At 61.2% G+C, this 23,736-nt stretch carries 20 protein-coding genes; all 20 read right to left on the reverse strand.

Translation table 11 applies throughout. The features are described 5' to 3' along the window. Positions 1–40: 40 nt before the first annotated feature. Positions 41–1,285 (reverse strand): 1-deoxy-D-xylulose-5-phosphate reductoisomerase, encoded by a 1,245-nt coding sequence (locus QM780_RS08725; protein WP_415070082.1) that lies wholly within the window; start codon positions 1,283–1,285, stop codon positions 41–43. 4 nt (positions 1,286–1,289) lie between these two features. Then, entirely contained in the window at positions 1,290–2,162 is an 873-nt protein-coding gene (locus tag QM780_RS08730; RefSeq protein WP_415070083.1) for a phosphatidate cytidylyltransferase, read from the reverse strand. Between the two features lie 8 nt (positions 2,163–2,170). Then, entirely contained in the window at positions 2,171–2,929 is a 759-nt protein-coding gene (locus QM780_RS08735; RefSeq protein WP_415070084.1) for an isoprenyl transferase, read from the reverse strand. A gap of 73 nt (positions 2,930–3,002) precedes the next feature. After that, the gene (frr, locus tag QM780_RS08740; RefSeq protein WP_415070085.1) at positions 3,003–3,566 is read right to left on the reverse strand and encodes a ribosome recycling factor; all 564 of its coding nucleotides are present in this window, start codon (positions 3,564–3,566) and stop codon (positions 3,003–3,005) included. An 81-nt stretch (positions 3,567–3,647) separates the two neighbouring features. Continuing rightward, positions 3,648–4,379, reverse strand: a complete 732-nt coding sequence (gene pyrH, locus QM780_RS08745; RefSeq protein ID WP_415070086.1) for a UMP kinase — start codon at positions 4,377–4,379, stop codon at positions 3,648–3,650. Between the two features lie 242 nt (positions 4,380–4,621). Next, entirely contained in the window at positions 4,622–5,548 is a 927-nt protein-coding gene (gene tsf, locus QM780_RS08750) for a translation elongation factor Ts (RefSeq protein ID WP_415070087.1), read from the reverse strand. Positions 5,549–5,655: 107 nt separating this feature from the next. Beyond that, positions 5,656–6,645: a 30S ribosomal protein S2 gene (locus QM780_RS08755; protein ID WP_415070088.1), complete on the reverse strand. Its 990-nt coding sequence runs from the start codon at positions 6,643–6,645 to the stop codon at positions 5,656–5,658. A gap of 377 nt (positions 6,646–7,022) precedes the next feature. Beyond that, the gene (locus QM780_RS08760) at positions 7,023–7,388 is read right to left on the reverse strand and encodes a hypothetical protein (protein ID WP_415070089.1); all 366 of its coding nucleotides are present in this window, start codon (positions 7,386–7,388) and stop codon (positions 7,023–7,025) included. Positions 7,389–7,492: 104 nt separating this feature from the next. After that, positions 7,493–7,735, reverse strand: a complete 243-nt coding sequence (locus tag QM780_RS08765; RefSeq protein ID WP_415070090.1) for a hypothetical protein — start codon at positions 7,733–7,735, stop codon at positions 7,493–7,495. 137 nt (positions 7,736–7,872) lie between these two features. Beyond that, complete coding sequence (gene dnaE, locus QM780_RS08770) at positions 7,873–11,514, reverse strand: DNA polymerase III subunit alpha (RefSeq protein WP_415070091.1); 3,642 nt, start codon at positions 11,512–11,514, stop codon at positions 7,873–7,875. Positions 11,515–11,689: 175 nt separating this feature from the next. Next, positions 11,690–12,403 (reverse strand): ABC transporter ATP-binding protein, encoded by a 714-nt coding sequence (locus QM780_RS08775; protein ID WP_415070092.1) that lies wholly within the window; start codon positions 12,401–12,403, stop codon positions 11,690–11,692. Between the two features lie 5 nt (positions 12,404–12,408). Next, on the reverse strand, positions 12,409–13,683 hold the full coding sequence (locus QM780_RS08780) for a lipoprotein-releasing ABC transporter permease subunit (RefSeq protein WP_415071994.1): 1,275 nt from the start codon (positions 13,681–13,683) through the stop codon (positions 12,409–12,411). 130 nt (positions 13,684–13,813) lie between these two features. Continuing rightward, on the reverse strand, positions 13,814–15,346 hold the full coding sequence (gene proS, locus QM780_RS08785; RefSeq protein ID WP_415070093.1) for a proline--tRNA ligase: 1,533 nt from the start codon (positions 15,344–15,346) through the stop codon (positions 13,814–13,816). 254 nt (positions 15,347–15,600) lie between these two features. Further along, positions 15,601–15,825, reverse strand: a complete 225-nt coding sequence (locus tag QM780_RS08790; RefSeq protein ID WP_415070094.1) for a DUF1467 family protein — start codon at positions 15,823–15,825, stop codon at positions 15,601–15,603. Between the two features lie 38 nt (positions 15,826–15,863). Then, positions 15,864–16,268: a methylmalonyl-CoA epimerase gene (mce, locus tag QM780_RS08795; protein WP_415070095.1), complete on the reverse strand. Its 405-nt coding sequence runs from the start codon at positions 16,266–16,268 to the stop codon at positions 15,864–15,866. Positions 16,269–16,315: 47 nt separating this feature from the next. Further along, on the reverse strand, positions 16,316–18,028 hold the full coding sequence (locus QM780_RS08800) for a ribonuclease J (RefSeq protein ID WP_415070096.1): 1,713 nt from the start codon (positions 18,026–18,028) through the stop codon (positions 16,316–16,318). After that, positions 18,025–18,855 carry a biotin--[acetyl-CoA-carboxylase] ligase gene (locus QM780_RS08805; protein ID WP_415070097.1) on the reverse strand — a complete coding sequence of 277 codons (831 nt, stop codon included), beginning with the start codon at positions 18,853–18,855 and terminating at the stop codon, positions 18,025–18,027. The genes QM780_RS08800 and QM780_RS08805 overlap by 4 nt, the downstream gene beginning before the upstream one ends. Beyond that, the gene (gene nuoN, locus QM780_RS08810; protein ID WP_415070098.1) at positions 18,806–20,269 is read right to left on the reverse strand and encodes an NADH-quinone oxidoreductase subunit NuoN; all 1,464 of its coding nucleotides are present in this window, start codon (positions 20,267–20,269) and stop codon (positions 18,806–18,808) included. Before nuoN ends, QM780_RS08805 begins: the two co-directional genes overlap by 50 nt. Then, complete coding sequence (locus QM780_RS08815) at positions 20,266–21,765, reverse strand: NADH-quinone oxidoreductase subunit M (protein WP_415070099.1); 1,500 nt, start codon at positions 21,763–21,765, stop codon at positions 20,266–20,268. Before QM780_RS08815 ends, nuoN begins: the two co-directional genes overlap by 4 nt. Next, a complete protein-coding gene (nuoL, locus tag QM780_RS08820; protein ID WP_415070100.1) occupies positions 21,762–23,720 on the reverse strand; it encodes an NADH-quinone oxidoreductase subunit L in 1,959 nt (652 codons plus the stop codon). Before nuoL ends, QM780_RS08815 begins: the two co-directional genes overlap by 4 nt. Between the last annotated feature and the right edge of the window lie 16 nt (positions 23,721–23,736).

Raw genomic sequence — 23,736 nt, forward strand, 5'->3', positions numbered from 1 at the left:
TCGGAGTGCCGGTAAAGATTGAGACTAGGCACGATCGGCTTCAATAGCCACTAAGTTTCTCGTAAGCCAAAAAGCGGGCAAGCTCATCGACGGCGAGGATATCTTCGAGGCTTTGGGCGGGGCAGATGGCCCCCTGACGCTCAGCAGCGTTGAGCGTCTCTTCGACGAGCGCGGCAATGTCGAACATCTTGATTTTGCGATCGAGAAAGGCCCTGACCGCGATTTCATTGGCGGCGTTGAGGACCGCCGGGGCCGTGTCGCTGCGACGCAGAGCAGCTTTGGCGACGCGAAGGGCGGGAAAGCGATCTTCGTCAGGCGGTTCGAAGGTCAAAGTGGCAAGTCGGGCGAGGTCGAGCTTTTCGGTCGGGGCGGTCATCCGATCCGGCCACGCCAGGGCGACGGCGATCGGCGTGCGCATGTCGGGCGGCGCCAGCTGGGCGAGTACGGAGCCGTCGACGTAGCTGACGAGGCAATGGACGATCGACTGCGGGTGGACGATGCAATCGAGCTTGTCCACGGACACGGGAAAAAGGTGGAACGCTTCGATCAGCTCGAGGCCTTTGTTCATCAGAGTGGCGCTGTCGATGGTGATCTTTGCGCCCATCGACCAGTTGGGATGTTTCAACGCCTGCTCGGGCGTGGCGGCAGCGATCGCATCCCTCGTCCAGGTGCGGAATGGGCCGCCGGAAGCGGTCAGCACGATCTTGTCGATGGACGCCGGGTCCGCGCCGGCCAAGACCTGAAACGCTGCCGAATGTTCGCTGTCGACCGGCAGAAGTTCGGCGCCAAATCGCGTGATGGCGGCGGTAAAAACGTGTCCGGCCGAAACCAGGCACTCTTTGTTGGCGAGCGCGATGCGTGCGCCTTGCGAAACAGCTGCGAACGTCGGCTTCAGTCCGGCCGCGCCGACGATCGCGGCCATGATGCAATCGGCGGGTTCGAGCGCGGCGTCCGCGAGGGCATCGGCGCCGGCGGCGGCTCTGATGCCGCTTCCCTCGAGCGCGGCGCGAAGTTCAGCGAGACGGGTTTCATCGCCGATAACGGCAAGGCGCGCTTTGTGGTGGCGAGCGAGGGCGGCGAGTTCCTTCACGTTCGATTGCGCGGTCAGCGCGATGATCTCGAACTTTTCTGGCGTCCGCGACACGAGATCGAGCGTACTCGTCCCGATCGACCCCGTGGCACCGAGCACGCTCAGCCGCATGGGGCGCGACGCATCGATTGCACGAGGCTGAGCCGTCGAGGAGCGCTCGGGCAATCGACTGGGAACGCTTGCGGTGACCGCCATGCCGTTATGATCCGTATAAGAGCGCTCGCGCAGGCGCGAACGCGTCGATCGCGAAGCCGATGAGCGCGGCTACAATACTCGCTGTCACCAGGCCGTCCATGCGATCCATGAAACCGCCGTGGCCGGGTATCAGTCCGCCAGCATCTTTCAGACCGAAATGGCGTTTTAGTGCCGATTCAGCCAAATCGCCCCACTGCGCGACGAGTCCCAGGCCAAGGCCAAGACATGAAAGCCAGATCGCGCCGCCTGTCCCGGTCACGAACGAAAAGAGCGCCCCCATGACGGCCGCCGAGCAAATTCCGCCGATCAGGCCCGACCAAGTCTTATTGGGCGAAACTTCGGGCCAGAGCTTGGGTCCGCCTATCGTTCGCCCGCAAGCGTAGGCCGCGATATCCGTTATCACCACCGAGAGGATGACGAACAACGTCGCGAGAAATCCGAGCTGCTCGTCGCTTCTGAGCCATCCCAGCGCGACGACCGGCAACGCTGTGTAAAAAACGCCTGCGCCGGAAAGCCGGGTGCGATCCGAACCGGCCGTCAGAATCGCGACCGCGACCGCACCGATGATCGCAGCGACGATCGCCATGCCGGCCATGTCGCGCGCCGTCAGCACGGCGGCTGCGAGAACGGCAATGATATGGACGATCACGCCGCTATCGGGCATCGGGCCCCTGACGATACGCCCCCATTCCCAGCTCATCGCGGCCGCAACGAGGAAAGTCAGCACTGCGAATGCGGTGGCGTTCCAATAGAGCATCGCGAATGCGACGGCGCCGATGGCCACTCCGGACGCAATGCGCAATCTCAATTCAGCGGGCAAAAAACCAAACAAGCCGTCGAGACGCCGCCGCCAATCGTCCGGGCTCTCTGACGGCATTGGCAACCTCAGGCCATCGAGCGCTTGGAGAGGCCACCGAACCGGCGTTCCCTCGAACGGAATTCCGCGATTGCCGCCTCGAATGCCGACTTGTCAAAATCGGGCCAATAACAATCGAGAAATACGAACTCAGAATAAGCGGTCTGCCAGAGCAGAAAGTTCGACAGTCGCATCTCGCCCGACGTCCGGATCAAGAGATCGGGATCGGGAATGCCGGAAGTGTCGAGTTCGTTCGCTATCGCCTCGACCGTCACTTCCGATGGTGACAGCCTGCCGGCGGCGACCTCCTCGGCCAATTTCCTCGCTGCGCAAGCGATTTCCGTGCGCGAGCCGTAATTGAAGGCGATAACGAGCGTCAGTTTATCGTTGTCGCGCGTGAGCTCGACGGCTTCGTCGATCAGGTTCATCAGCTCGCTGTCGACGTGCGAGCGCTGTCCGATAACCCTTATGCGGACGCCCGCCTTGTGCAATTCCGCCAGATCGCGACGGATGAAACGCTTCATCAGCCCCATCAAGTCGTCGATCTCTTCGATCGGGCGTTTCCAGTTTTCGGATGAGAAGCTGAAGATCGTGAGATAGGTGATTTTGAGATCGATCGCGGCGCGGACGGCCCGGCGGACGGCCTCGACGCCTTGGCGATGCCCGAGCGTTCGCGGCAGTCCCCGTTCGCGGGCCCAGCGGCCATTACCATCCATGATGATGGCGACGTGTGTCGGCGGCGTCAAAGAACCGGACAGATCGTCAGTTGGCTTCGGTAGTGGCGCCACAGTCTAATGGCCCTCTGGGATTGATCTTTACATACAGTTACACGACTTCAAGCCAGCAGAACGGCGACGGCCATCAGACTTTTTGGATTTCGGCCTCTTTTGTAACGAGAGTCGCATCGACCTCCTTGATAAGCCGGTCGGTGAGCTCCTGGACCTTATCGGAATTTCCCCGCTGTTCGTCCTGGCTCATTTTGCCGTCTTTCTCAAGCTTCTTGAGAAGATCCATGGCCTCGCGGCGGACGTTGCGGACCGAAATTTTAGCCTGCTCGGCGTATTTGTGGGCGAGCTTCACCAGCTCCTGGCGGCGATCGGCGGTCAGCGCCGGAATCGGTAGGCGGAGGATCTGGCCGTCCGTGATCGGATTGAGGCCGAGATTGGCTTCGCGGATCGCCTTGTCGACGGCAATCACATTGCCCCGATCCCAAACCTGCACCGTGATCATCCGGGGCTCAGGAACCGACACGGTCGCGACCTGATTGAGCGGCATGCGCGAGCCGTAGACCATGACCTGGACGGGATCGAGCAGATTGGCGCTGGCGCGGCCCGTGCGGAGACCTGAAAACTCTCGTTTAAGGGCGTCGAGGGAAGCGCGCATGCGCTTCTCGATTTCTTTGATGTCGTGAGCTGCTAATGACATTTCCTATTCCTTCCCGGTGCGCCGGAATTCCGACCGACCGCACCCCGATCGAAACGCGGCGCAAAACGGATCAAGCGGCGCTCAGCCGTTTCCCTCGATGAGGGTCTGGCGGGCTTCGCCACGGAGCGCCTTCAAGAGATTTCCGGGCTCTTCGATGGAAACCACAATTAGCGGAAGTCCGTTATCCCGGGCAAGGGCAATGGCCGCGCCATCCATCACTTTGAGATCGTTGGCTAAAACCTCAGAGTAACTGAGCTTATCGTAACGGACCGCATCTTTGTGCTTTTTGGGATCGGCAGAGTAAACGCCGTCCACTTGCGTCGCCTTCAGAACCGCGTCGCAGTTCATCTCGATGCCGCGCAGAACAGCGGCGGTATCAGTGGTGAAAAACGGGTTTCCGGTGCCGGCCGCAAAGACCACGACCTGCCTGCGAGAAAGGTATGCGAGCGCTTTCGGACGTACGTAGCTTTCGCACACCGTCTGCATCGGGATTGCGGAAAGCACGCGGGCCGCAACGCCTTTGCGATCAAGCGCATTCTGAAACGCCAAGGCGTTCATGACCGTGGCCAGCATGCCCATGTAGTCGGCGGTCGCGCGATCCATGCCTTTGGCAGCGCCGGAAAGGCCGCGGAAGATATTGCCGCCGCCGATGACCACGGCGATTTCAGCGCCAGCCGCCACCGCATCGGCGATGTCTTTGGCCAGCCGCTCGGCGACCGACATGTCGATGCCATAGGGCTGCGCGCCCATCAGAGCTTCGCCGGAAAGTTTCAGCAGCAGCCGCTTGTATTTGAGACCTCGCGCGTCCGCCATTGCCTGTCTCTCCCTCTCCCCGTTCCTCCACTCAACGGGGAGAGGGCCGGGGTGAGGGGCCGACGCTTGGCAGTCGCTTAGGCTGCCCCTCACCCTGACCCTCTCCCCATGAAAATGGGGAGAGGGAAATTAAATTCGCACGAAAAACCGGCCAGTCGCGACGACCGGCCGGTTGATACCTAACCCGCTCAGGCGATTCCGGCCAGCGGGATGCCGCGAAAGCCGTTACGCCATCCGGGATGTCAGCGGCCGCCGCTTGCGAGCTTGCGGACTTCCTCGCCGAAATCTTCTTCCTTCTTGTCGATGCCTTCGCCGAGCGCGTAGCGAATAAAGCCGGCGACCTTAATGGCCGCGCCCGCCTTGCCCTCGGCTTCCTTCACCGCCTGAGCGACCGTCTTGGTGCTGTCGTGGATGTACTGCTGCTCGAGCAGGCAGTTCTCCTTGGCGAACGCCTTGATGCCACCCGAGATGATCTTCTCGAGGACGTCCGGCTTCTTGCCCTGGTTCTTCTCGGCGAGGATCGCCTTCTCGCGCTCGATCACTTCGGCGGGAACCGCTGAAATATCGAGAGCAAGCGGGCTCGCGGCTGCAACGTGCATCGCGAGCATGCGGGCGACCTCAAACAGCGTCGGCTCGTCACCGGCGCTTTCGAGCGCGACGAGCACGCCGATCTTGCCGAGGCCGTCGGCGACGCGGTTGTGAACGTAATCGGCGACGACGCCTTCCTTGACAGCAATCGCCGACGTCCGGCGGAGCGTCATGTTCTCGCCGATGGTCGCGACAGCTTCCTGAAGCTGGACCTCGACACTGTTCTTGGTGCCGGGATAGGTCGTGGCCAGAAGAGCTTTCAGATCGCCCTTGGCTGCGGGAGCAAGGCTCGCGATGTCGCGAACGAGAGTCTGGAACTGCTCGTTGCGGGCAACGAAATCGGTTTCCGAGTTGACCTCGACGACGGCGCCCTCGCGGCCCTTGGCGACGATGCCGATCAGGCCGTCGGCGGCGATGCGGCCCGACTTTTTCGCGGCCTTGGACAAGCCCTTCTTGCGCAGCCAATCGACGGCCGCTTCGATGTCGCCGTTCGTTTCGGTCAGCGCGGTCTTGCAGTCCATCATGCCGGCGCCGGTCATGTCGCGCAGCTTTTTCACATCAGCGGCGGTGATCGTTGTCATTCCTGTCACCTATGAGGTTCGAGGCGCCCTGGTGGGGCGCCTCATCAATGTTCATTCACATTCGCGCTTCACGTGCGCGTCAGTTTTGTGTCGAATTGCCAACGCGCTTAGACGCTGGCCGCATCGACAAGCTTCTTGGCCTGGGCGACCCACTCTTCCTTCGAGATCTGACCCTTGAGCTTCAGCTGGCGATCAAGCGCTTCGGCGTGATCGGCATCGAGATCGGCGATCTGCCAGAAGTGATACACGCCGGCGTCGTTCAAACGCTGCTCGACCTTGGGGGTGATGCCGGTGATACGCTTCAGATCGTCGGCCTCGCCGCGTGGCGCTTCGATGCCCTTGAAGGTCACCTTCGGAAGTTCTTCGGCAGGTGGCGTCTCGGAGGCACCGACGTCAACGCCGGCGCTGCCCTGAGAGCGCTCCAGTCCGTCGAGCGCCGCGCGTGCCATCAAATCGCAATAGAGCGTGATGGCGCGACCGGCGTCGTCGTTGCCCGGAACCGGGTAATCGATGCCGTCGGGATCGCAGTTGGTATCGACGATGGCGACGATCGGGATGTTGAGCTTGCGTGCCTCTTGGATCGCGATCGATTCCTTGTTGGTATCGATGACGACGAGGAGATCCGGCGTGCCGCCCATGTCCTTGATGCCGCCGAGCGACTGGTTGAGCTTTTCGCGCTCACGCGTCAGGTTCAGGATTTCCTTTTTCGTGCGGCCCTGCGGGTCGGCGAGAATGTCGTCGAGCTGACGCAGGCGGCGGATCGATTGGGAAACCGTCTTCCAGTTGGTCAGCGTGCCGCCGAGCCAGCGATGATTGATGAAATACTGGGCGCTGCGCTTGGCAGCTTCGGCGATGCCGTCGGATGCCTGACGCTTGGTCGCGACGAAGAGCACACGGCCGCCGCCGGCGACAGTATCAGAGACCTTCAGAAGCGCCTGGTGCATCAACGGCACCGTTTGCGTCAGGTCGAGAATGTGGATTTTGTTGCGCGACCCATAGATGAACGGCGCCATCTTGGGGTTCCAGCGGTGAGCCTGGTGGCCGAAGTGAACGCCAGCTTCCAATAGCTGACGCATGTTGAAGGCAGGAAGTGCCATCGAAAGTTCCTTTTCCGGTTAGACCTCCGCGAGACTTGAGAAGAGAATGGCCAGCCTTTTCATTGGCTTAGCTGTTCTCCACCGGAGCGCGATGCGGGGCTTTTCATCCGCATGGCGCGAGTGTCTCGCGTGTGAGATGGCGGCTATATACGGGGGATCAGCGGTTTGTGCAAGCGCGGCGGATTTCGGAGGGATTCCGCAGACTTGCATCGGCACGGCGGGCGGGTGGAAATACGCTTCAAAAATCGAACGCACCAAGCCCGCGCAGATGTTTGCGGAAGCGTGGTGCGTTGCAACTCTTCTTGGGGATCCGTCAGACCGGCCGGCCGACAGGACTTAGCGAGGGATACGCGGGCGCCAAATACCCGAGCAGAGACTTACTTGCACTTGGCGTCGAGCAGCGAAACAGACTCGTCCATCGCGTTCGCTTCCGGCGAGCCGTCCTTGGAGTCCTGGCCAGAATCCCAGGCGTTTTCGAAATCTTCGCCGAGGATCTTGAAATACCCGTCGATTTCGTCGCCGGCGGCTTCGGCTTTCTTCTCGTCATCGCCGACTTCGTCCATCTTCTTCGACATGGCGCAATAGGCCTTGACCTTGGCCGGGTCCGAGGCAGCGGCTTGCAGGTTTTTCTTGATGTCGGCGGCGCTCAGTTTCGGCGGCTCCTTATCATCGTCCGCGGCATAGGCGGCGGGAGCAAGCAGGAACACACCGACCAAAGCGGCAGCGGCGTAAAATTTGGACATTTTTTGCCTCGTAATTGGCTAGCTCGGGGTGCGGAGCTATGCACTCAAACTGTGTCAGAAGAAGGCAGCGCCGAAGCGCTGCCTTCAATCAAAGCGCCTGTCGCTTAGAAGTAGCGCCAGTAGCAACGACGGTGGCCATGGCGCCAACCGCAGACCCACTTGCGATGCTTATAGTGGCGATGCTTGTAATAGCGCTTTTTGTAATACACGTGCTCGATGGCGGATTTGTCGGCGTGAGTGCTGATGCCGTTGAGGCTGGCGCCTGCGACACCGGCGTTTGCAGCGCTGCCAGCAGCACCGAGTGTGACGGCAGCGAGCACCGCTGCTGCAATCAAGCTCTTTTTCATTGATGGCTCCTATCTTCGAAACAGACGCGGTCTCTCACGTCTTGGAGCCCTAACGCATAAGCGATCAAAAAGCCGTCGTTCATGACGAAAAATATTCGGTGGATCGAGTGTAACTTCGATGCCCGCAACCGGCGGTTTCAGACCTCGATTACTTCAGCCACAATGGGCAAGGCTTCGATGCGAATTGCTTCGCGTGGGGAAACTTCGTAGCGGCCCTGCAGGACAAATTCCATTTCGCGGCCGCGATCTTCGAGCGGCAGCACGATGCGGATCTCTCCGCCGCGTGCATTGGGCTTCAGATATTTGCCGACATCAGACACGGGGGCGGCGTTCGCGACGACCGACTTTCGATCAAGAACAAGCTTGAGATTGCGCGGCACGGCGGACGCGGCCTTATCCAGTTCTTCGATCGACTGCACCCGCATTTTCATCGTTTCGCCGTCGCGCTCGGCCTCGACTGAAACGATCACCGGCGTGCCGGGTTCCAAAAGATCGCGGCTCGCGGCGAGCGTGTCGGAGAAGATGACCGCTTCGAACTGGCCCGTCGCGTCGGAGAATGTCGCGAACGCGAACTTATTGCCTTTCTGAGACCTGCGCTCGCGGGCGGCGATGACGATGCCTGCAAGGCGTCCAGCCGTGGCGCCGCGCTGGACCAATAGCTCGAACTCGCTGAATTTTCTGATCCCGAGTTTTGCAAGAACGCGCTCATATTGATCGAGCGGATGGCCCGAAAGATAGAAGCCGACGGCTTGGAATTCCTCGGAGAGTTTCTCCATCGCGGTCCATGCCGGCGTTGCGCGCAAGACAAGCTCGGCGGGTTTGCCGGCGGTGCCGAACAGATCGGTCGTGCCCTGGGCTTCGTCAGCCGACCGCCGCTGAGCGGACGCCAGAATTGTATCGGCGTTGGCCGCAACGAGAGCGCGATTGGAGTTCAGCGTATCGAACGCGCCCCCCTTGGCCATTGTCTCGATGCCGCGCTTGTTGAGCGCCTTGGCGTCGACGCGTGCGGCGAAATCGGCAAGCGATGCGTAAAGCCCTCCCGAATTGCGCTCGTTGACGATCGTTTCGACGGCACCGGCGCCGATGTTCTTCAAGGCCGCGAGCGAATAGCGGATGGATCCGCGAGGTGTTTCCCTCTCCCCGTTCTTCGCGGGGTGAGGGGCAGCCGTTTGACCATCCTGTTGCAGCCCCTCTCCCCAACCCTCTCCCCGCACGCGGGTCGAGGGAGAAGAGACGGGCGGCTCGACGCCGAAATCGACGCCTGAGTTGTTGACGCACGGTGGCAGCATGCGAATTCCGGACTTGCGGGCTTCGGATGCGAACATCGCCAGCTTATCGGTGTTGCCCATGTCGAGCGTCATCGAGGCGGCGAAGAATTCCTCGCGGAAGTTGGCTTTCAAATAAGCCGTGTGATAGCTGACGAGCGCATAGGCGGCGGCGTGCGATTTGTTGAAGCCGTAGCCCGCGAATTTATCGACAAGCTCGAAGATGTAGACCGCTTCGTCTTTCTTGACGCCCTTCCCCATCGCGCCTTCGACGAATTGCGCCTGCTGCTTGGCCATTTCGGCCTTGTCTTTTTTACCCATCGCGCGGCGCAGAAGATCAGCCTTGCCGAGCGAATAGCCGCCCATCACCTGAGCAATCTGGATGACCTGCTCCTGGTAGATGATGACGCCGTAAGTCTCCTTCAAAATCTCCGTAAGCATCGGATGCAGGCAGTCGACGGGCTCTTCGCCGTGCTTGCGATTGATGTAGGTCGGGATGTTGTCCATAGGGCCGGGGCGATAGAGCGCGACCATGGCGATGATGTCCTCGAAGCGGTCGGGCTTCAGCCGCTTCAAGCTTTCGCGCATGCCCGTACTTTCAAGCTGGAACACGCCAGCCGTATCGGCCTTCGCCAGCATCTCGTAGGTCGGCTTGTCGTCGAGCGGCAGGCTCGCGAGATCGACGGTGATGCCGCGCACCCGCTTGATGAGATCAAGGGCTTTTTCAAGAACGGTAAGCGTCTTCAGGCCGAGGAAGTCGAACTTCACGAGACCGGCCGCCTCGACCATTTTCCAGTTGTATTGCGTGATCGGAAAATTGGATTTCGGATCGCGATAAAGCGGCACGAGCTCTTCAAGCGGGCGATCGCCGATCACCATGCCAGCGGCGTGGGTGGAAGCGTGGCGATAAAGGCCTTCGAGCTTTTCGGCGATTTCCAAAAGGCGCGCGACGATGGGCTCGCGGTCGCGTTCTTCCTGCAGTTTCGGTTCGCCGTCGATGGCTTCGCGCAGCGTGACGGGATTGGCTGGGTTGTTGGGCACGAGTTTGCAGAGCCGATCGACCTGGCCATACGGCATCTGCAGGACGCGACCGACGTCGCGCAGCACGGCGCGCGCCTGCAGCTTACCGTGCGTGATGATCTGAGCGACGCGATCGGAACCATATTTCTTCTGCACGTAGTCGATGACTCGGTCGCGCTTCTCCTGGCAGAAGTCGATGTCGAAGTCCGGCATCGAAATACGTTCGGGATTGAGGAATTGCTCGAACAGCAGGCCAAACTGCAACGGATCGAGATCGGTGATCGTCAGCGCGTAAGCGACAAGCGAGCCGGCGCCCGAGCCGCGGCCCGGACCGACCGGAACGCCATTGGCCTTCGACCACTTGATGAAGTCGGCAACGATCAGGAAGTAGCCGGGAAACTTCATCTGCGTGATGACGTCGATCTCGTAAGCGAGGCGCTTTTCGTAGTCCTCGACGGTGAATCCCTCCGCGGGTCCGTGTGCTTCGAGGCGCCGCTTCAACCCTTCGACGGCTTGGTTCTTCAGCTCCGCGGCTTCGAGGCGGAAATTCTCGATCTCGCTCTGGCTGTCGTCGCCGGGGACGAAACGCGGCAGGATGGGCTTCTTGCCTTCTGGGCGGAAGGCACAGCGGATCGCGATTTCGACGGTGTTCGCCAACGCTTCGGGCAAATCGGCGAAGAGCGACGCCATTTCGTCTTCGGATTTCAGATAGTGCTCGGGGCTGGCGCGGCGGCGATCATCTTCGACGACATAGCGGCCGTCGGCGATGCAGAGCAGCGCGTCATGCGCTTCGTAATCGGCGCGCGATGCGAAGTAGCACTCGTTCGTCGCGACGATGGGCAAGCGGCGGGCGTAGGCAAGCTCGAGAAGCTGCGGTTCGACGTCGGCTTCGTCCGGAAGGCCGTGCCGTTGAATCTCGACGTAGAGCCGATCTCCGAAGATTTTCTCCAGCGTCGCGAGCCGCTCGGTGGCGTGGTCCGCTTGGCCGTTGCGGAGCGCGGTGTCGACCGGGCCCTGCGGACCACCGGTCAGCGCGATCAATCCGGCGGACAGTTCTTCGAGCTTGCCGATCTTGACGTGCGCCGGCTCATCAGGCGCGGGTTCGAAATTCAGGACTTTCGACAGCTTCATGAGATTGGCGAAGCCGTCGGCATTCATGGCGAAAAGCGCGAGCTTGCCCGCGGGCTTGACGCGCGGCTCGTTGCTCATGGCCCGCAGCGCCATCGGGCTGTTGTCTCGATTGTCGCCGAAATCGATATCGAGCGTGGTGCCGACGACCGGCTGGACGCCCGCGCCCCAGAGCTTGTCGGAGAATTCAAGAGCGCCGAACAGGTTGTTGGTATCGGTCAGGCCAATCGCGGGAAGCTTCATCGCCACGGCAAGCTTGGCGAGCTTCGAAATCGGCAGCGCGCCTTCGAGCAGCGAATAGGCCGAATGGACCTTCAGGTGAACGAATTTTGGTCCCGCGACGGGAGGTCGAATCACTTGGTTCATGCGCCTAACTTAGGCAGTCGAGACGGTAAGCAGAAGCCGGGAAGAGGCTTCTCCCGCACCGTCACGGCCGCGGAGGCGGCCGTCCACGACAAATCGCGTCCGATGTCAGCATTGCCGTGGATGGCCACCTTCGTGGCCATGACGAAATGTATGGGCCGTCTCGGATGCGGGGAAATTAGCGCGTCCGCGACAGTGAGATTTCGACGAGTTGCCCTTCGTGGACCTGCAGCACGCGGTCCATGCGGGCCGCCAGGTCCATATTGTGGGTCGCGATCAACGCCGCAACGCCTTGGCGGCGGATCACATCGACCAGCTGCCGGAAGACGTGATCGGAAGTGTGCGGATCGAGATTGCCTGTCGGCTCGTCGGCAAGGAGCAGGCGCGGGTCGTTCGCCAAGCCCCGACAGATCGCGGTGCGCTGCTGTTCGCCGCCCGACAGCTCGGCCGGGCGATGATCGGCGCGTTGCGCCAGTCCGACGCTGGTAAGAAGGTCGAGGGCATGCGCTTCAGCGGCCTTCCGGCTCTTGCCCAGGATCAACTGCGGAATGACGACATTCTCCAGCGCGCTGAATTCGGGAAGCAGCTGGTGGAACTGATAGACGAAGCCGATCTCGCTGCGGCGCAGACGCGTGCGCTCGGCCTCGGTCATCGTGGCGCAGTCGCGACCGTTGACGACGACGCGGCCGCCGGAGGGGGATTCGAGAAGACCGGTGATGTGAAGCAACGTCGATTTGCCAGCGCCGGACGGACCGACGAGCGCTACAGCCTGTCCGGGCCAAAGAACGGCGTCGACGCCGCGGAGGACGACGACTTCCTTTTCGCCCTGACGGAACGAGCGCGTCACGCCTTCGAGTTGAAGAACCGGAGCCAGCGGTGTGGTCATATCCATGAGCCTTACTCGTACCGCAGGGCTTCGACGGGATCGAGCTTCGACGCCTTCCAGGATGGATAGATCGTTGCGATCACCGACAGAAGAAGAGCCATAAGCACGATTCCTCCGGTCTCGTGAAAATCGATCTCGGCGGGAAGCTTGGTCAGATAGTAGACGCTCGGGTCGAACACCGTCGTGCCGGAGACCCAGGAGACGAAGTTCTTGATGCTCTCGATATTCCAGCAGAACAGGACGCCGAGGATAAGGCCCGCCAGCGTACCGACCACACCGATAGAGGCGCCGGTGATCAGGAAAATCCGCATCACTGCGCCCTTGGTCGCCCCCATCGTTCTCAGGATGGCGATGTCGCGGCCCTTGTCCTTCACGAGCATCATAAGGCCCGAGATGATGTTCAAGGCGGCGACGAGGACGATCAGCGACAGGATGATGAACATGACGTTGCGCTCGACTTCGAGCACGTTGAAAAAGGTCTCGTTGCGCTGGCGCCAATCGTTGACGATGATCGTCGGGCCGGCAGTGGCCTTGATCAGATCGTCATAGCGATCGACATTCTCCGGATTGTCGACCACGACCTCGACGACATCGACCTCGCCGGTCTTGGAGAAATATTTTTGTGCTTCAGCGAGCGGCATGAAGATCATCATGCGGTCGTATTCGGACATGCCAAGCTCGAAGATCGAGGTGATCTGATAGGCTTTCGATCTCGGAGCCGTGCCGAAGGGGGTCGATGCACCGCGAGGCGAAACGAGCGTGACGGTGTCGCCGAGCCCGACGCGCAGCTGGTTCGCGAGCCGCACGCCCATTGCAATGCCGTGCTGACTGTCGAAACCGTCGAGCGTTCCCGCCCGCATGTTCCCCGCCACCAGCTTCAACGATTTTAAGTCGCTCTCGCGCAAGCCGCGCACGAGGCCGCCAAGCGCTTGCGTGCTGGAGGACACCATCACCTGCCCTTCGATGACGGGCATCGCGACTTTGACGCCGGGCACCTTGCGGAGCTTGTCGGCGACCTCGTCGTAATTGGTGAAGCGTTCGCTCGATTCCTGCACGATGACGTGGCCGTTGAGGCCCATGATCTTGGCGAAGAGGTCGTGGCGGAAGCCGTTCATCACGGCCATGACGATGATCAGCGTGGCCACGCCCAGCATGATGCCGAGAAACGAGAAGCCGGCGATGACGGAGATGAAGCCTTCCTTGCGGCGTGCGCGCAGATAGCGACCTGCGATCATCCATTCGAACGGCGAGAACGGCTTAGTGCCGCCTATCGGGCCCTGATCCATTGGCCGCCCGGCCGACGTCCCCCCGTGCGCGGTAACAGTCATCGTGGTCTCACTGCCGTTGCCCCAAGTCCGCGCCGCATCGCAATTCCCTGTGTCGCAGTTAAGGCCATTTCACCCGATTGCGGCCGTTTTAATATGCGCGCGCGATCAGCACGTATTCCTTAGCCATTTCGCCGGTAAAAAGGCATTTGCCTTCCGGGTTTTGCTGTCCCAGCGGCGCGTTGCGAATCGTAAGCTTCAAAGCCTTGAGGCGATCGGCGATTTTTTCAAGCGCTGCCCCCTCTGGCCGCGACCACGGGACACGGACCCAGCCCTTGAACGCGCCCCCCTCGTCGTCCGCCTCGCCGGGCCCGAAATATTCGGCAAGCTCTTCGAACGACTTGAAGTTCGTGATGATGTTGTTGTCGAGACGTGCCTTGGCATCGGCGAAGAGAGACGCCTGAATTTCTTTGAGCAATGCAGTCGCCCCGGCGACGAACTCGGCGCGCGGCATCGTGCTCGAAATCACCTTATCGCCGTCGCGAAGGCGGTCGCGGCGCATGAAGGTGACGTTGCCGCCCGAAGCATCGCGGCCGCCGACTTCGACGATGACGGGAGCGCCGCGGCGGACCCAGTTCCAGCGCTTCTCGGCCGATTTGACCGGCTTCAGATCGACAAGCGTGCGAATGCCGGCAGCCTTCAGCTCCTTCTCGATCGACGCGCAGTATTCGATCAGCGCCGCATCTTCCGGCTTCTCGCGCAACATCGGCACGATGATGATCTGACGCGGGGCGATCATCGGCGGCAGGCGCAGACCGTCGTCATCGCCGTGGGTCATGATCACGCCGCCGATCAGGCGCGTGGAGACGCCCCAGCTTGTCGTGTGACAGTATGTGAGCGCGCCTTGAGCGTTCTGGAATTGGATGTTCTGCGCCTCGGCGAAGTGCGTGCCGAGGTAGTGCGAGGTGCCGGCCTGCAGCGCCTTGCCGTCCTGCATCATCGCTTCGATCGAATAGGTGTTGTCGGCGCCCGGGAAACGCTCGTTCGCAGGTTTTTCGCCAGCGATGACGGGCATTGCCAGAACGTCCTCGGCGAAGATGCGATAGACTTCCAGCATCCGCAACGTTTCGGCGACGGCGTCTTCGCGGTCGGCGTGGGCGGTATGACCTTCCTGCCAGAGGAACTCGGCCGTTCGTAGGAACAATCGCGTGCGCATTTCCCAGCGCACCACGTTCGCCCATTGATTGATGAGCAGCGGCAGGTCGCGATAGCTCTTAACCCAGCGTTGAAAGGCATCGCCGATAATCGTTTCGGACGTGGGACGGACGATCAGCGGTTCTTCGAGCTTGGCTTCGGGATCGACGACGAGCTTGCCGTCCTCGTTCTTCAGGCGGTGATGCGTGACCACCGCCATTTCCTTGGCGAAGCCTTCGACGTGCTCGGCTTCCTTGGCGATGAAGCTCATCGGAATGAAGAGCGGGAAATAGCAATTGTCGTGGCCGGTCTCTTTGATGCGCGCGTCAAGATCGGCCTGGATGCGCTCCCATACGCCCCAGCCCCACGGCTTGATGATCATGCAGCCGCGCACAGGACTGGTTTCGGCCATGTCGCCGTCGCGAACGACGGCCTGGTACCATTCGGGGAAGTTCTCGTCGCGGGTGACCGAGAGGGCGCGCTTGCTCATCGCTGCGCCTCGCGTGGACGTGAGAATATCTTCGAGAGAAAGGTGGAAAGGCGCATTACAAGCTCGCTCATCACATTCGCGCGGGCGAGCCGCGCCGTGTCATCCTGGCAGCCCCGAACAGAGCCCCAGCCGAATAGCCGGTCGGCGCATAACTGGCAATGGCGGGAACCACAATTCCCACACATGCCCGGCGCGCCGGGTCAGTCGGGAACATAGCCGATTTTGCAGGCCGGCGGCGGCTGCGGACACCTCGCTCAGAGGTTCGCGATAATCGCATACACGGCGGCGAATGCGATCCCGGCGACGATGGTGTTAACCCAGAATACCTTGAAGAAATTGAACTTGTGGGGCGCGCTTTCAGGTGTGCCGGGCACGACACTTCCGGCTTCCCCTTGCGTCTGCGCAAAGAACGGCAGAACCGCAAACAGCGTGATGAACCACATGCAGAAGAACGTTGCGATCGCGACAGACGTGCGCATTCGACTGTTCCTTACTCAAAAACCACGAACGGTTCGCCTCAGACCTGTTCCAGCTCGACAAGGGTACCGCAAAAATCCTTCGGATGCAGGAAGAGGACGGGCTTGCCGTGCGCGCCGATTTTCGGGGTGCCGTCGCCCAGAACACGGGCGCCCTGCGCCTTCAGCTGGTCGCGCGCGGCGAGAATGTCGTCGACTTCATAGCACACATGATGGATGCCGCCGTCGGGCGATTTTTCAAGAAACTTGGCGATCGGCGAGCCTTGCCCAAGCGGTTCGAGCAGCTCGATCTTGGTGTTGGGAAGCTCGATGAAAACCACTGTCACGCCATGTTCCGGTTGCGCCAGCGCGGGGCCGACCTTGGCACCCAATGCATTCTTGTAAACGCTCGATGCCTTTTCGAGATCCTTGACCGCGATGGCGACGTGGTTCAGGCGTCCGATCATGCTCCGTTCTCCAGCGCGGAATTGAGGATTGGCGATGCGGCGAGGCTTCAGCCCCTGCCATCCACCACGGACAGCAGCACTTTGACAACGGGCTTCTTGCCCCAGGCTTCGTTAATGGCGGAGCGGACGGCTCTTTGCACGGCTTCCTGCACCATTCCATGGTCGGCGCGCCGCTTCGGCGGGATGGAGCGGAGCGTGCCGTCAATGGCATCGAGCACGATCTCGCGCATCGAGTCGCCGTCGCGATCGGCCGCGGGGATGCCTTCGAGCACGACGCCCGGCTCTCCAAGAATTTCGCCGCGCCGGGACAGCGCCATCGCCACGACGGCGATACCGACGAATGACAACTTGCGGCGCGCCTTCACCGGACCTTCGACGTCCGGCACAATCAGGTTGCCGTCGCGGTAAAGGCGGCCGACCGGAGCTTCATCGATAACGGAGACTGGAGCAGGCCAGAGCTTCAGGATCTCGCCATCGATGATGGTGAACGTTTCCTGCGCGCCGCATTCGCGGGCGAGCTTGGCGTGCGCTTTGAGATGACGCGCCTCGCCATGCATCGGCACGGCGATTTTCGGGCGAAGCCAAGCGTACATATCTTTCAACTCGTCACGACGCGGGTGACCGGTGACGTGTACGAGCGCTTCGGCATCGGTGATGATTTCGGTGCCGAGCCGTGCCAGTGCATTCTGCACGCGCGATACCGCCCGCTCGTTGCCGGGAATGGTGCGCGAAGAGAAAATGACGAGATCGCCCTTGTCGAGCGAAATATCGGGATGCTCGTCCTCGGCGATGCGGGCGATGGCGGCGCGCGTCTCGCCCTGGCTGCCGGTGCAGAGCACGACGACCTTATCGCGCGACAGCTCGGAAAAGCGCTGCTGGTCGAGATAGGAAAAGCTCGGCGGCAGATAGCCCGTCTCGATCGCAACTTCGATGATCCGGTGCAAGGCGCGACCGGCAACGACGAGCGTGCGGCCGGCGGCGCGCGTTGCCGCGGCGATCGAGGCGACGCGGGCGACATTGGATGCAAACAGCGTGACGGCGACGCAGCGGGGCGCGTCAGCGATGATTTTCTTCAGCGTTTTGGCGACGTCTTCTTCGGAAGCCGAGCGCCCTTCCCGCATCGCATTGGTCGAATCGCCGACGAGCGCGAGGACGCCTTCTTCGCCCAGCGACTGGAGCTTTGCGGCGTCGTGCGGCAGCCCAACGACGGGGGTGGGATCGAGTTTCCAATCGCCGGTGTGAAAGACGATGCCGGCGGGCGTGCGGATCGCAAGGCCGTTCGGTTCGGGAATGGAGTGTGTGAGACTTACGAACTCGATATCGAACGGCCCGGTCTTGAAGCGTCCGCCGAGCGGCACCTCCTTGATCGGCAACATCGCGGAGCCGCCGAACTCGCCGAGCTTCGTTTTCAGAAATCCGGCGGTGAACGGCGTCGCGAAGATCGGGCATTGCAGCGACGGCCACAGATCGAGGACGGCGCCGATGTGATCTTCGTGCGCGTGCGTCAAAACCAGTCCGAGGAGGTTTTTGCGTTCCGGAACGATAAAACGCAGATCCGGCAAAATGACGTCGGCGCCCGGCTCGCCCTCGTGCGGGAAGGTCACGCCCAAATCGACCATCAGCCACGAGCGCGAACGCGGCGGGCCGAAGCCGTAGAGATAGACGTTCATGCCGATCTCGCCGAGACCGCCGAGCGCCATGAATACGAGTTCGTCTGAGGTGATCTTTGATGAAGGGGACGACGCGGAACGTTCGATCATGAATCCCCATCGCGTCGGACCTCGGCGACCAGAGCAACGTCGCCGTAGTTGAATTCCCGGATCGTCCCGCCGACGTCGGCGAGAAGCGCGCCGGAGTCCGCCAGACCCTGATAGGTGGCCGATACCGGACCAGCCGCCGTGTTGATGACAATGCCCTCACCTATCGGACCGGCGCGTTCCATCCAGGCTTCGCGGATGGCTCGGAAGTTTGCGCCGTCGTTCCAGCGCGCGAGCCAGAAGGCCAGCCGGCGGGCGAGAGCGGTCAGCAGTTCCCGCGGTTCCGGCGGAACGCCAAACCGCGCGAGGCTTGCAACTTCTCGACCTGTAACGTCCGGGGCGATTACGAGATTCAATCCAAAACCCAAAATCGCCAAGAAGCCGGAGCTTTCGCGCAGCGACGTGCTCTCGACCAAAATTCCACCTGCCTTCGCAATACCAATTAAAATGTCATTTGGCCATTTGAGGCGAAGTTCGGCGCCCGGCGCAAGATCCATTGTGTCCCGAATCGCATCCATGATCGATATTCCGGCGAGAAGTGACAATTGTCCCGCCTTCTCCATCGGAGCCATGGAGCGAATCGCGACGCTGGCGTGAAGATTTCCGCGCTGCGACACCCACTTTCGGCCGGAACGGCCCTTGCCGCCGGTCTGCGCGTCGGCGAGGACCCATAGAGGGAGGCACTCGCCCGCCAAAGCCAGTCGCATCGCGTCGGCGTTCGTCGAGCCGGTTTCGGGAACGTGGACGACGCGCGGCGAAGACCCTTCGTCCATCGGACAGCTAGAGCGGATGCGCTGAGACCAGCGCGGCGGCGGCAGCGGTTGCAGCATCGACGATGATGCCGCCGACGAACGGCAGGACGAATGCTACCGTAAATGCGGCCGACAGCGCCATCACCACCGATGTCCGGTCTTCCCGCGGTGCGAATGCCTCTGCCGGTTCGTCGAAGAACATGATCTTCACGACGCGGAGATAATAATAAGCGCCGATGACGCTGCAGATGACGCCGATGACCGACAGCGGATAGAGCCCGGCCTTGATCGCAGGCAGGAACACGTACCATTTCGCCCAGAAGCCCGCGAGCGGCGGGATACCGGCAAACGAGAACATCAAAAGTGCAAGGATCGTAGCGAACGTCAGATCGGAGCGCGCGAGACCGGCGAGATCGGAGATGTTCTCGATGTAGCGGTCGCCACGGCGCATCGACAGGACACAGGCGAACGCGCCGAGTGTCATCGCGACGTAGATCGCCAGATAGATGAGGACGCCGCTCGTTCCTTCCGGACTGTTGGCGGCCAATCCGATCAAGGCGAAGCCGACGTGGCCGATGGACGAATAGGCGAGCAGCCGCTTGATGTTGGTCTGACCGATGGCGGCAAAGGAACCGAGAGCCATCGACGCGATCGAAAGAAAGATGATGATCTGCTGCCACTGCGAGGCGATGCCCGGCATAGCCGCCTGCGTGAAGCGAAGCAGAAGCGCCATCGCGGCGATTTTCGGCGCGCCTGCGAAGAATGCGGTGACCGGCGTCGGGGCGCCTTGATAGACGTCCGGCGTCCACATGTGGAACGGCACGGCGGCGATCTTGAAGGCAATGCCGACGAGGACGAAGACCAGACCGAACGTCAGCCCTATGTTGCTCGTCATGCCCTGCATCTGCACGGCGGAGGCAATGGTTGCATAGGACGTCGAGTCGGTGACGCCGAAAATGATCGAGGCGCCGTAAAGCAGCATGCCGGACGACAGCGCACCGAGAACGAAATATTTGAGGCCCGCTTCGCTCGATCGGACATCATCGCGCTTGAATGCGGCGAGAACGTAAAGCGCAAGCGATTGCAATTCGAGACCGAGGTAAAGGGCGATGAGATCGTTCGCCGACACCATCATCAGCATGCCGAGCGTCGCGAGCAGCACGAGGACTGGGTATTCGAACAGCATCAGCTTCTGCCGGCTGAAGTTGTCGAATGTCATCAGCAGCGTCAGCGCGGCACCAACGAGAATGACGATCTTCAGGAAGCGCGTGAAGCCGTCGGACACGAAGGCGCCGCCAAAGACATTTGCGCTGCCGCTTTGAGCAAATGCCGCCGCGGCGGCCGCGATCAGGACGCCGATCGAGAGCCATGCGACCGTGCGGCCCGCGGTTTCGCTGTTCGAGGTAAAGACGCCGACCATCAGAAGGGCGATCGCCCCGAGTGCCAGGATGAGTTCCGGCAAGACGACGGACAGGACGGTGCTATCGATCATTGGTAGCCTCTTGTCGTCAGCGATGCCGCTGCCGTCGTCTGAGCGGACTGATAATTCTCTACGAGGTTTTTGACAGATGTCGCAGTCACGTCGAGAACCGGCGAAGGATAGATGCCGTAGAAGACGGTGAGAATGACCAGCGGCGTCAGGATCGCAACCTCGCGCGGCGAGAGATCGAGAATGCCTTTAAGGTTCGCCTTTTCGAGCGCCCCGAAAATCACGCGGCGATAGAGATAGAGTGCGTATGCCGCCGACAGGATGACGCCGGTGGTGGCGATGATCGCGACCCAGGTGTTGGCGCGAAAAGCCGACAGCAGCGTCAGGAACTCGCCGATGAAGCCGCTGGTGCCCGGCAGGCCGACGTTGGCCATGGTGAAGACCATGAAGGCGAAGGCGTATTTGGGCATTCGCTCGACAAGGCCGCCGTAAGCCGAGATCTCACGAGTGTGCATGCGATCGTAGATGACGCCGACGCACAGGAACAGCGCGGACGAGACGATGCCGTGCGACAGCATCTGGAAGATGGCGCCGTCGACGCCCTGCTGGGTTGCGGTGAAGATGCCCATCGTCACATAGCCCATATGGGCGACGGACGAGTAGGCGATCAGCTTCTTGATGTCTTCCTGAACGAGCGCGACGAGCGAGGTGTAAACAATGGCCACGATCGACAGCGTGAAGACGAGAGGCGCAAGCTCGGCCGAAGCGTTCGGGAACATCGGCAGCGAGAAGCGCAGGAAGCCGTAGCCGCCCATTTTCAAGAGAATGCCGGCGAGAATAACCGAGCCCGCGGTCGGGGCTTCGACGTGCGCATCCGGCAGCCAGGTATGCACCGGCCACATCGGCATCTTGACCGCGAACGAAGCAAAGAACGCCAGCCAGAGCCACCACTGCATCTCAGGCGGAAACTTCGTCTGCAGAAGGGTCGGAATGTCGGTCGTGCCGGCGTTCCAGTACATCGCCATCATCGCCAGCAGCATCAGCACGGAGCCGAGCAGCGTGTAGAGGAAGAACTTGAAGCTGGCGTAGACGCGCCGCTTGCCGCCCCAGACGCCGATGATGATGAACATCGGGATCAGGCCGCCCTCGAAGAACAGGTAGAAGAGGACGAGATCGAGGGCGCAGAATACGCCAAGCATCATCGTTTCCAGGATCAGGAACGCGATCATGTATTCCTTGACGCGGATCTGGATCAAGTCCCAGCTCGCCAGAATGCAGAGCGGCATCAGGAACGTCGTCAGGATGACGAACAGCATCGAAATGCCGTCGACGCCCATTTTATATTTCAGCGGTCCGAGCCAGGCGTGGTCTTCGACGAACTGAAAACCGGCGGTCGAGCTGTCGAAATTGATCCAGATGAGCAGCGAGACAGCAAACGTCACGAGCGTCGTCCACAGCGCGATCCAGCGGGCGTTGCCCTTCGCTTCCGGATTGAGCGTCGCGATCAGCAGGGCGCCGACGAGCGGCAGAAAGACGATGATCGAAAGTATGTTGCTCATTTGAGCCCCCCGCCGAAGAGCCCGTTGTAGGTCAGCCACGTCAGGATGGCGGCGACGCCGATCAGCATCGCGAAGGCGTAGTGATACATGTAGCCCGTCTGCAATTTGACGACCCGGTCGGTGACGCGGACGACACCTGCCGCCGTTCCGTCGATGGCACCGTCGATGACGGCACCGTCACCGCCCTTCCAGAGCAGGCGGCCGAGCGCGAACGCGGGCCGGACGAACAGGAAGTCGTAGAGTTCGTCGAAGTACCACTTGTTCAACAGGAACAGATAGAGCGGCCTGAAGGCACGCGCCGTCGCGGCGGGCAGCCATGGCGCGCCGATGTAGAAGACCCAGGCAATACCAAAGCCCGCAAGCATCGCCACGAACGAAGATAAGCTGACCCATTCGGGCACGTTGTGCATTTCGTGCAGGATATGATTGTTCTGGCTGGTGAAGAGCGCGGCGCGCCAGAATTCCTTTTCTTCATGGCCGATGAAGAACGAGACGAAGACGACACCGGCGAAGGCTGCGCCGAGCGACAGGACTGCCAACGGTATCATCATGCTCGGCGGGCTTTCGTGGGCGTGATCGTAGGTATGGTGATCGGCGCGCGTCTCGCCGTAAAAGGTCATGAACACGAGCCGCCAGGAATAGAACGAGGTCATCAGCGCCGCGATGACGAGCGCCCAGAATGCATAGTTATGGGGCGTGTCCGCGGCGTAGGAGGCTTCGATGATGGCATCCTTGGAATAAAAGCCGGCGAAACCTGTGAGGTGCGGAATGCCGACGCCCGTCAGGGCTAATGTGCCGACGAGCATGGCGGCGAACGTCCACGGGATCTTCTTTCTGAGGCCGCCCATTGCCCGCATGTCCTGCTCGTGGTGCATGGCGTGAATGACGGAGCCGGCGCCAAGGAACAGAAGTGCCTTGAAAAAGGCGTGGGTGAAAAGGTGGAAGATACCGGCGCCGTAAGCACCGACGCCGCAAGCAACGAACATGTAGCCAAGCTGCGAACACGTCGAATAGGCGATGACGCGCTTGATGTCGTTCTGGACGAGACCGACGGTCGCCGCGAAAAAGGCGGTGATCGCGCCGATGAGCGTGACGAAGGCCAGCGCATCAGGGGCAAGCTCGAAGATCGGAGACAGGCGCGCGACCATGAAGACGCCCGCGGTCACCATCGTCGCAGCGTGGATCAGCGCCGAGACAGGGGTCGGGCCCTCCATGGCGTCCGGCAACCAGGTGTGCAGCAGGAACTGCGCCGACTTGCCCATCGCGCCCATGAAAAGCAGGAGCGACAAGGTGGTCAGAATGTCGACGTTGTAACCGGCGAAATTGAATGTCTTGCCGACGGCGCCCGGCACGGCGACGAAGAGCGCGTCCAGATTGACGGTGTGAAAGACGTAGAACAGGCCGAAGATGCCGAGTGCAAAGCCGAAGTCGCCGACGCGGTTGACGACGAAAGCCTTGATGGCAGCGGCGCATGCCGACGGCTTCGTGTACCAGAAGCCGATGAGCAGATAAGACGCGAGGCCGACGCCTTCCCAGCCGAAGAACATCTGGACGAGGTTGCCGCTCGTCACCAGCATGAGCATGGCGAAGGTAAAAAGCGACAGGTAGGAGAAGAAGCGCGGCCGGGACGGGTCCTCGTGCATGTAGCCGATCGAATAAAGGTGCACGAGCGACGAAACCGTCGTGACGACGACGAGCATGACCGAGGTCAGCGTGTCGATTTTCAGGGACCATGAAACGTCGAGTTCGCCGGAGGTGATCCAGCGCATGAGTGTGACCTCATGGGTTTCGTGGCCGATCGCGACCTGGAAGAAGACGATCCAGGAAAGAACCGCCGCAATCATCAAGAGCGATGTCGTGATGACCTCAGATGGCCGCGGGCCGATGAGACGGCCGAAGAAGCCGGCGATGAGCGCGCCGATAAGCGGCAGGAAAACGATGGCGGCGTAGATCATTTGGAGAACTTCCCCC

This window comes from Hyphomicrobium sp., from assembly GCF_047600905.1.
Lineage (GTDB): Bacteria > Pseudomonadota > Alphaproteobacteria > Rhizobiales > Hyphomicrobiaceae > Hyphomicrobium_B.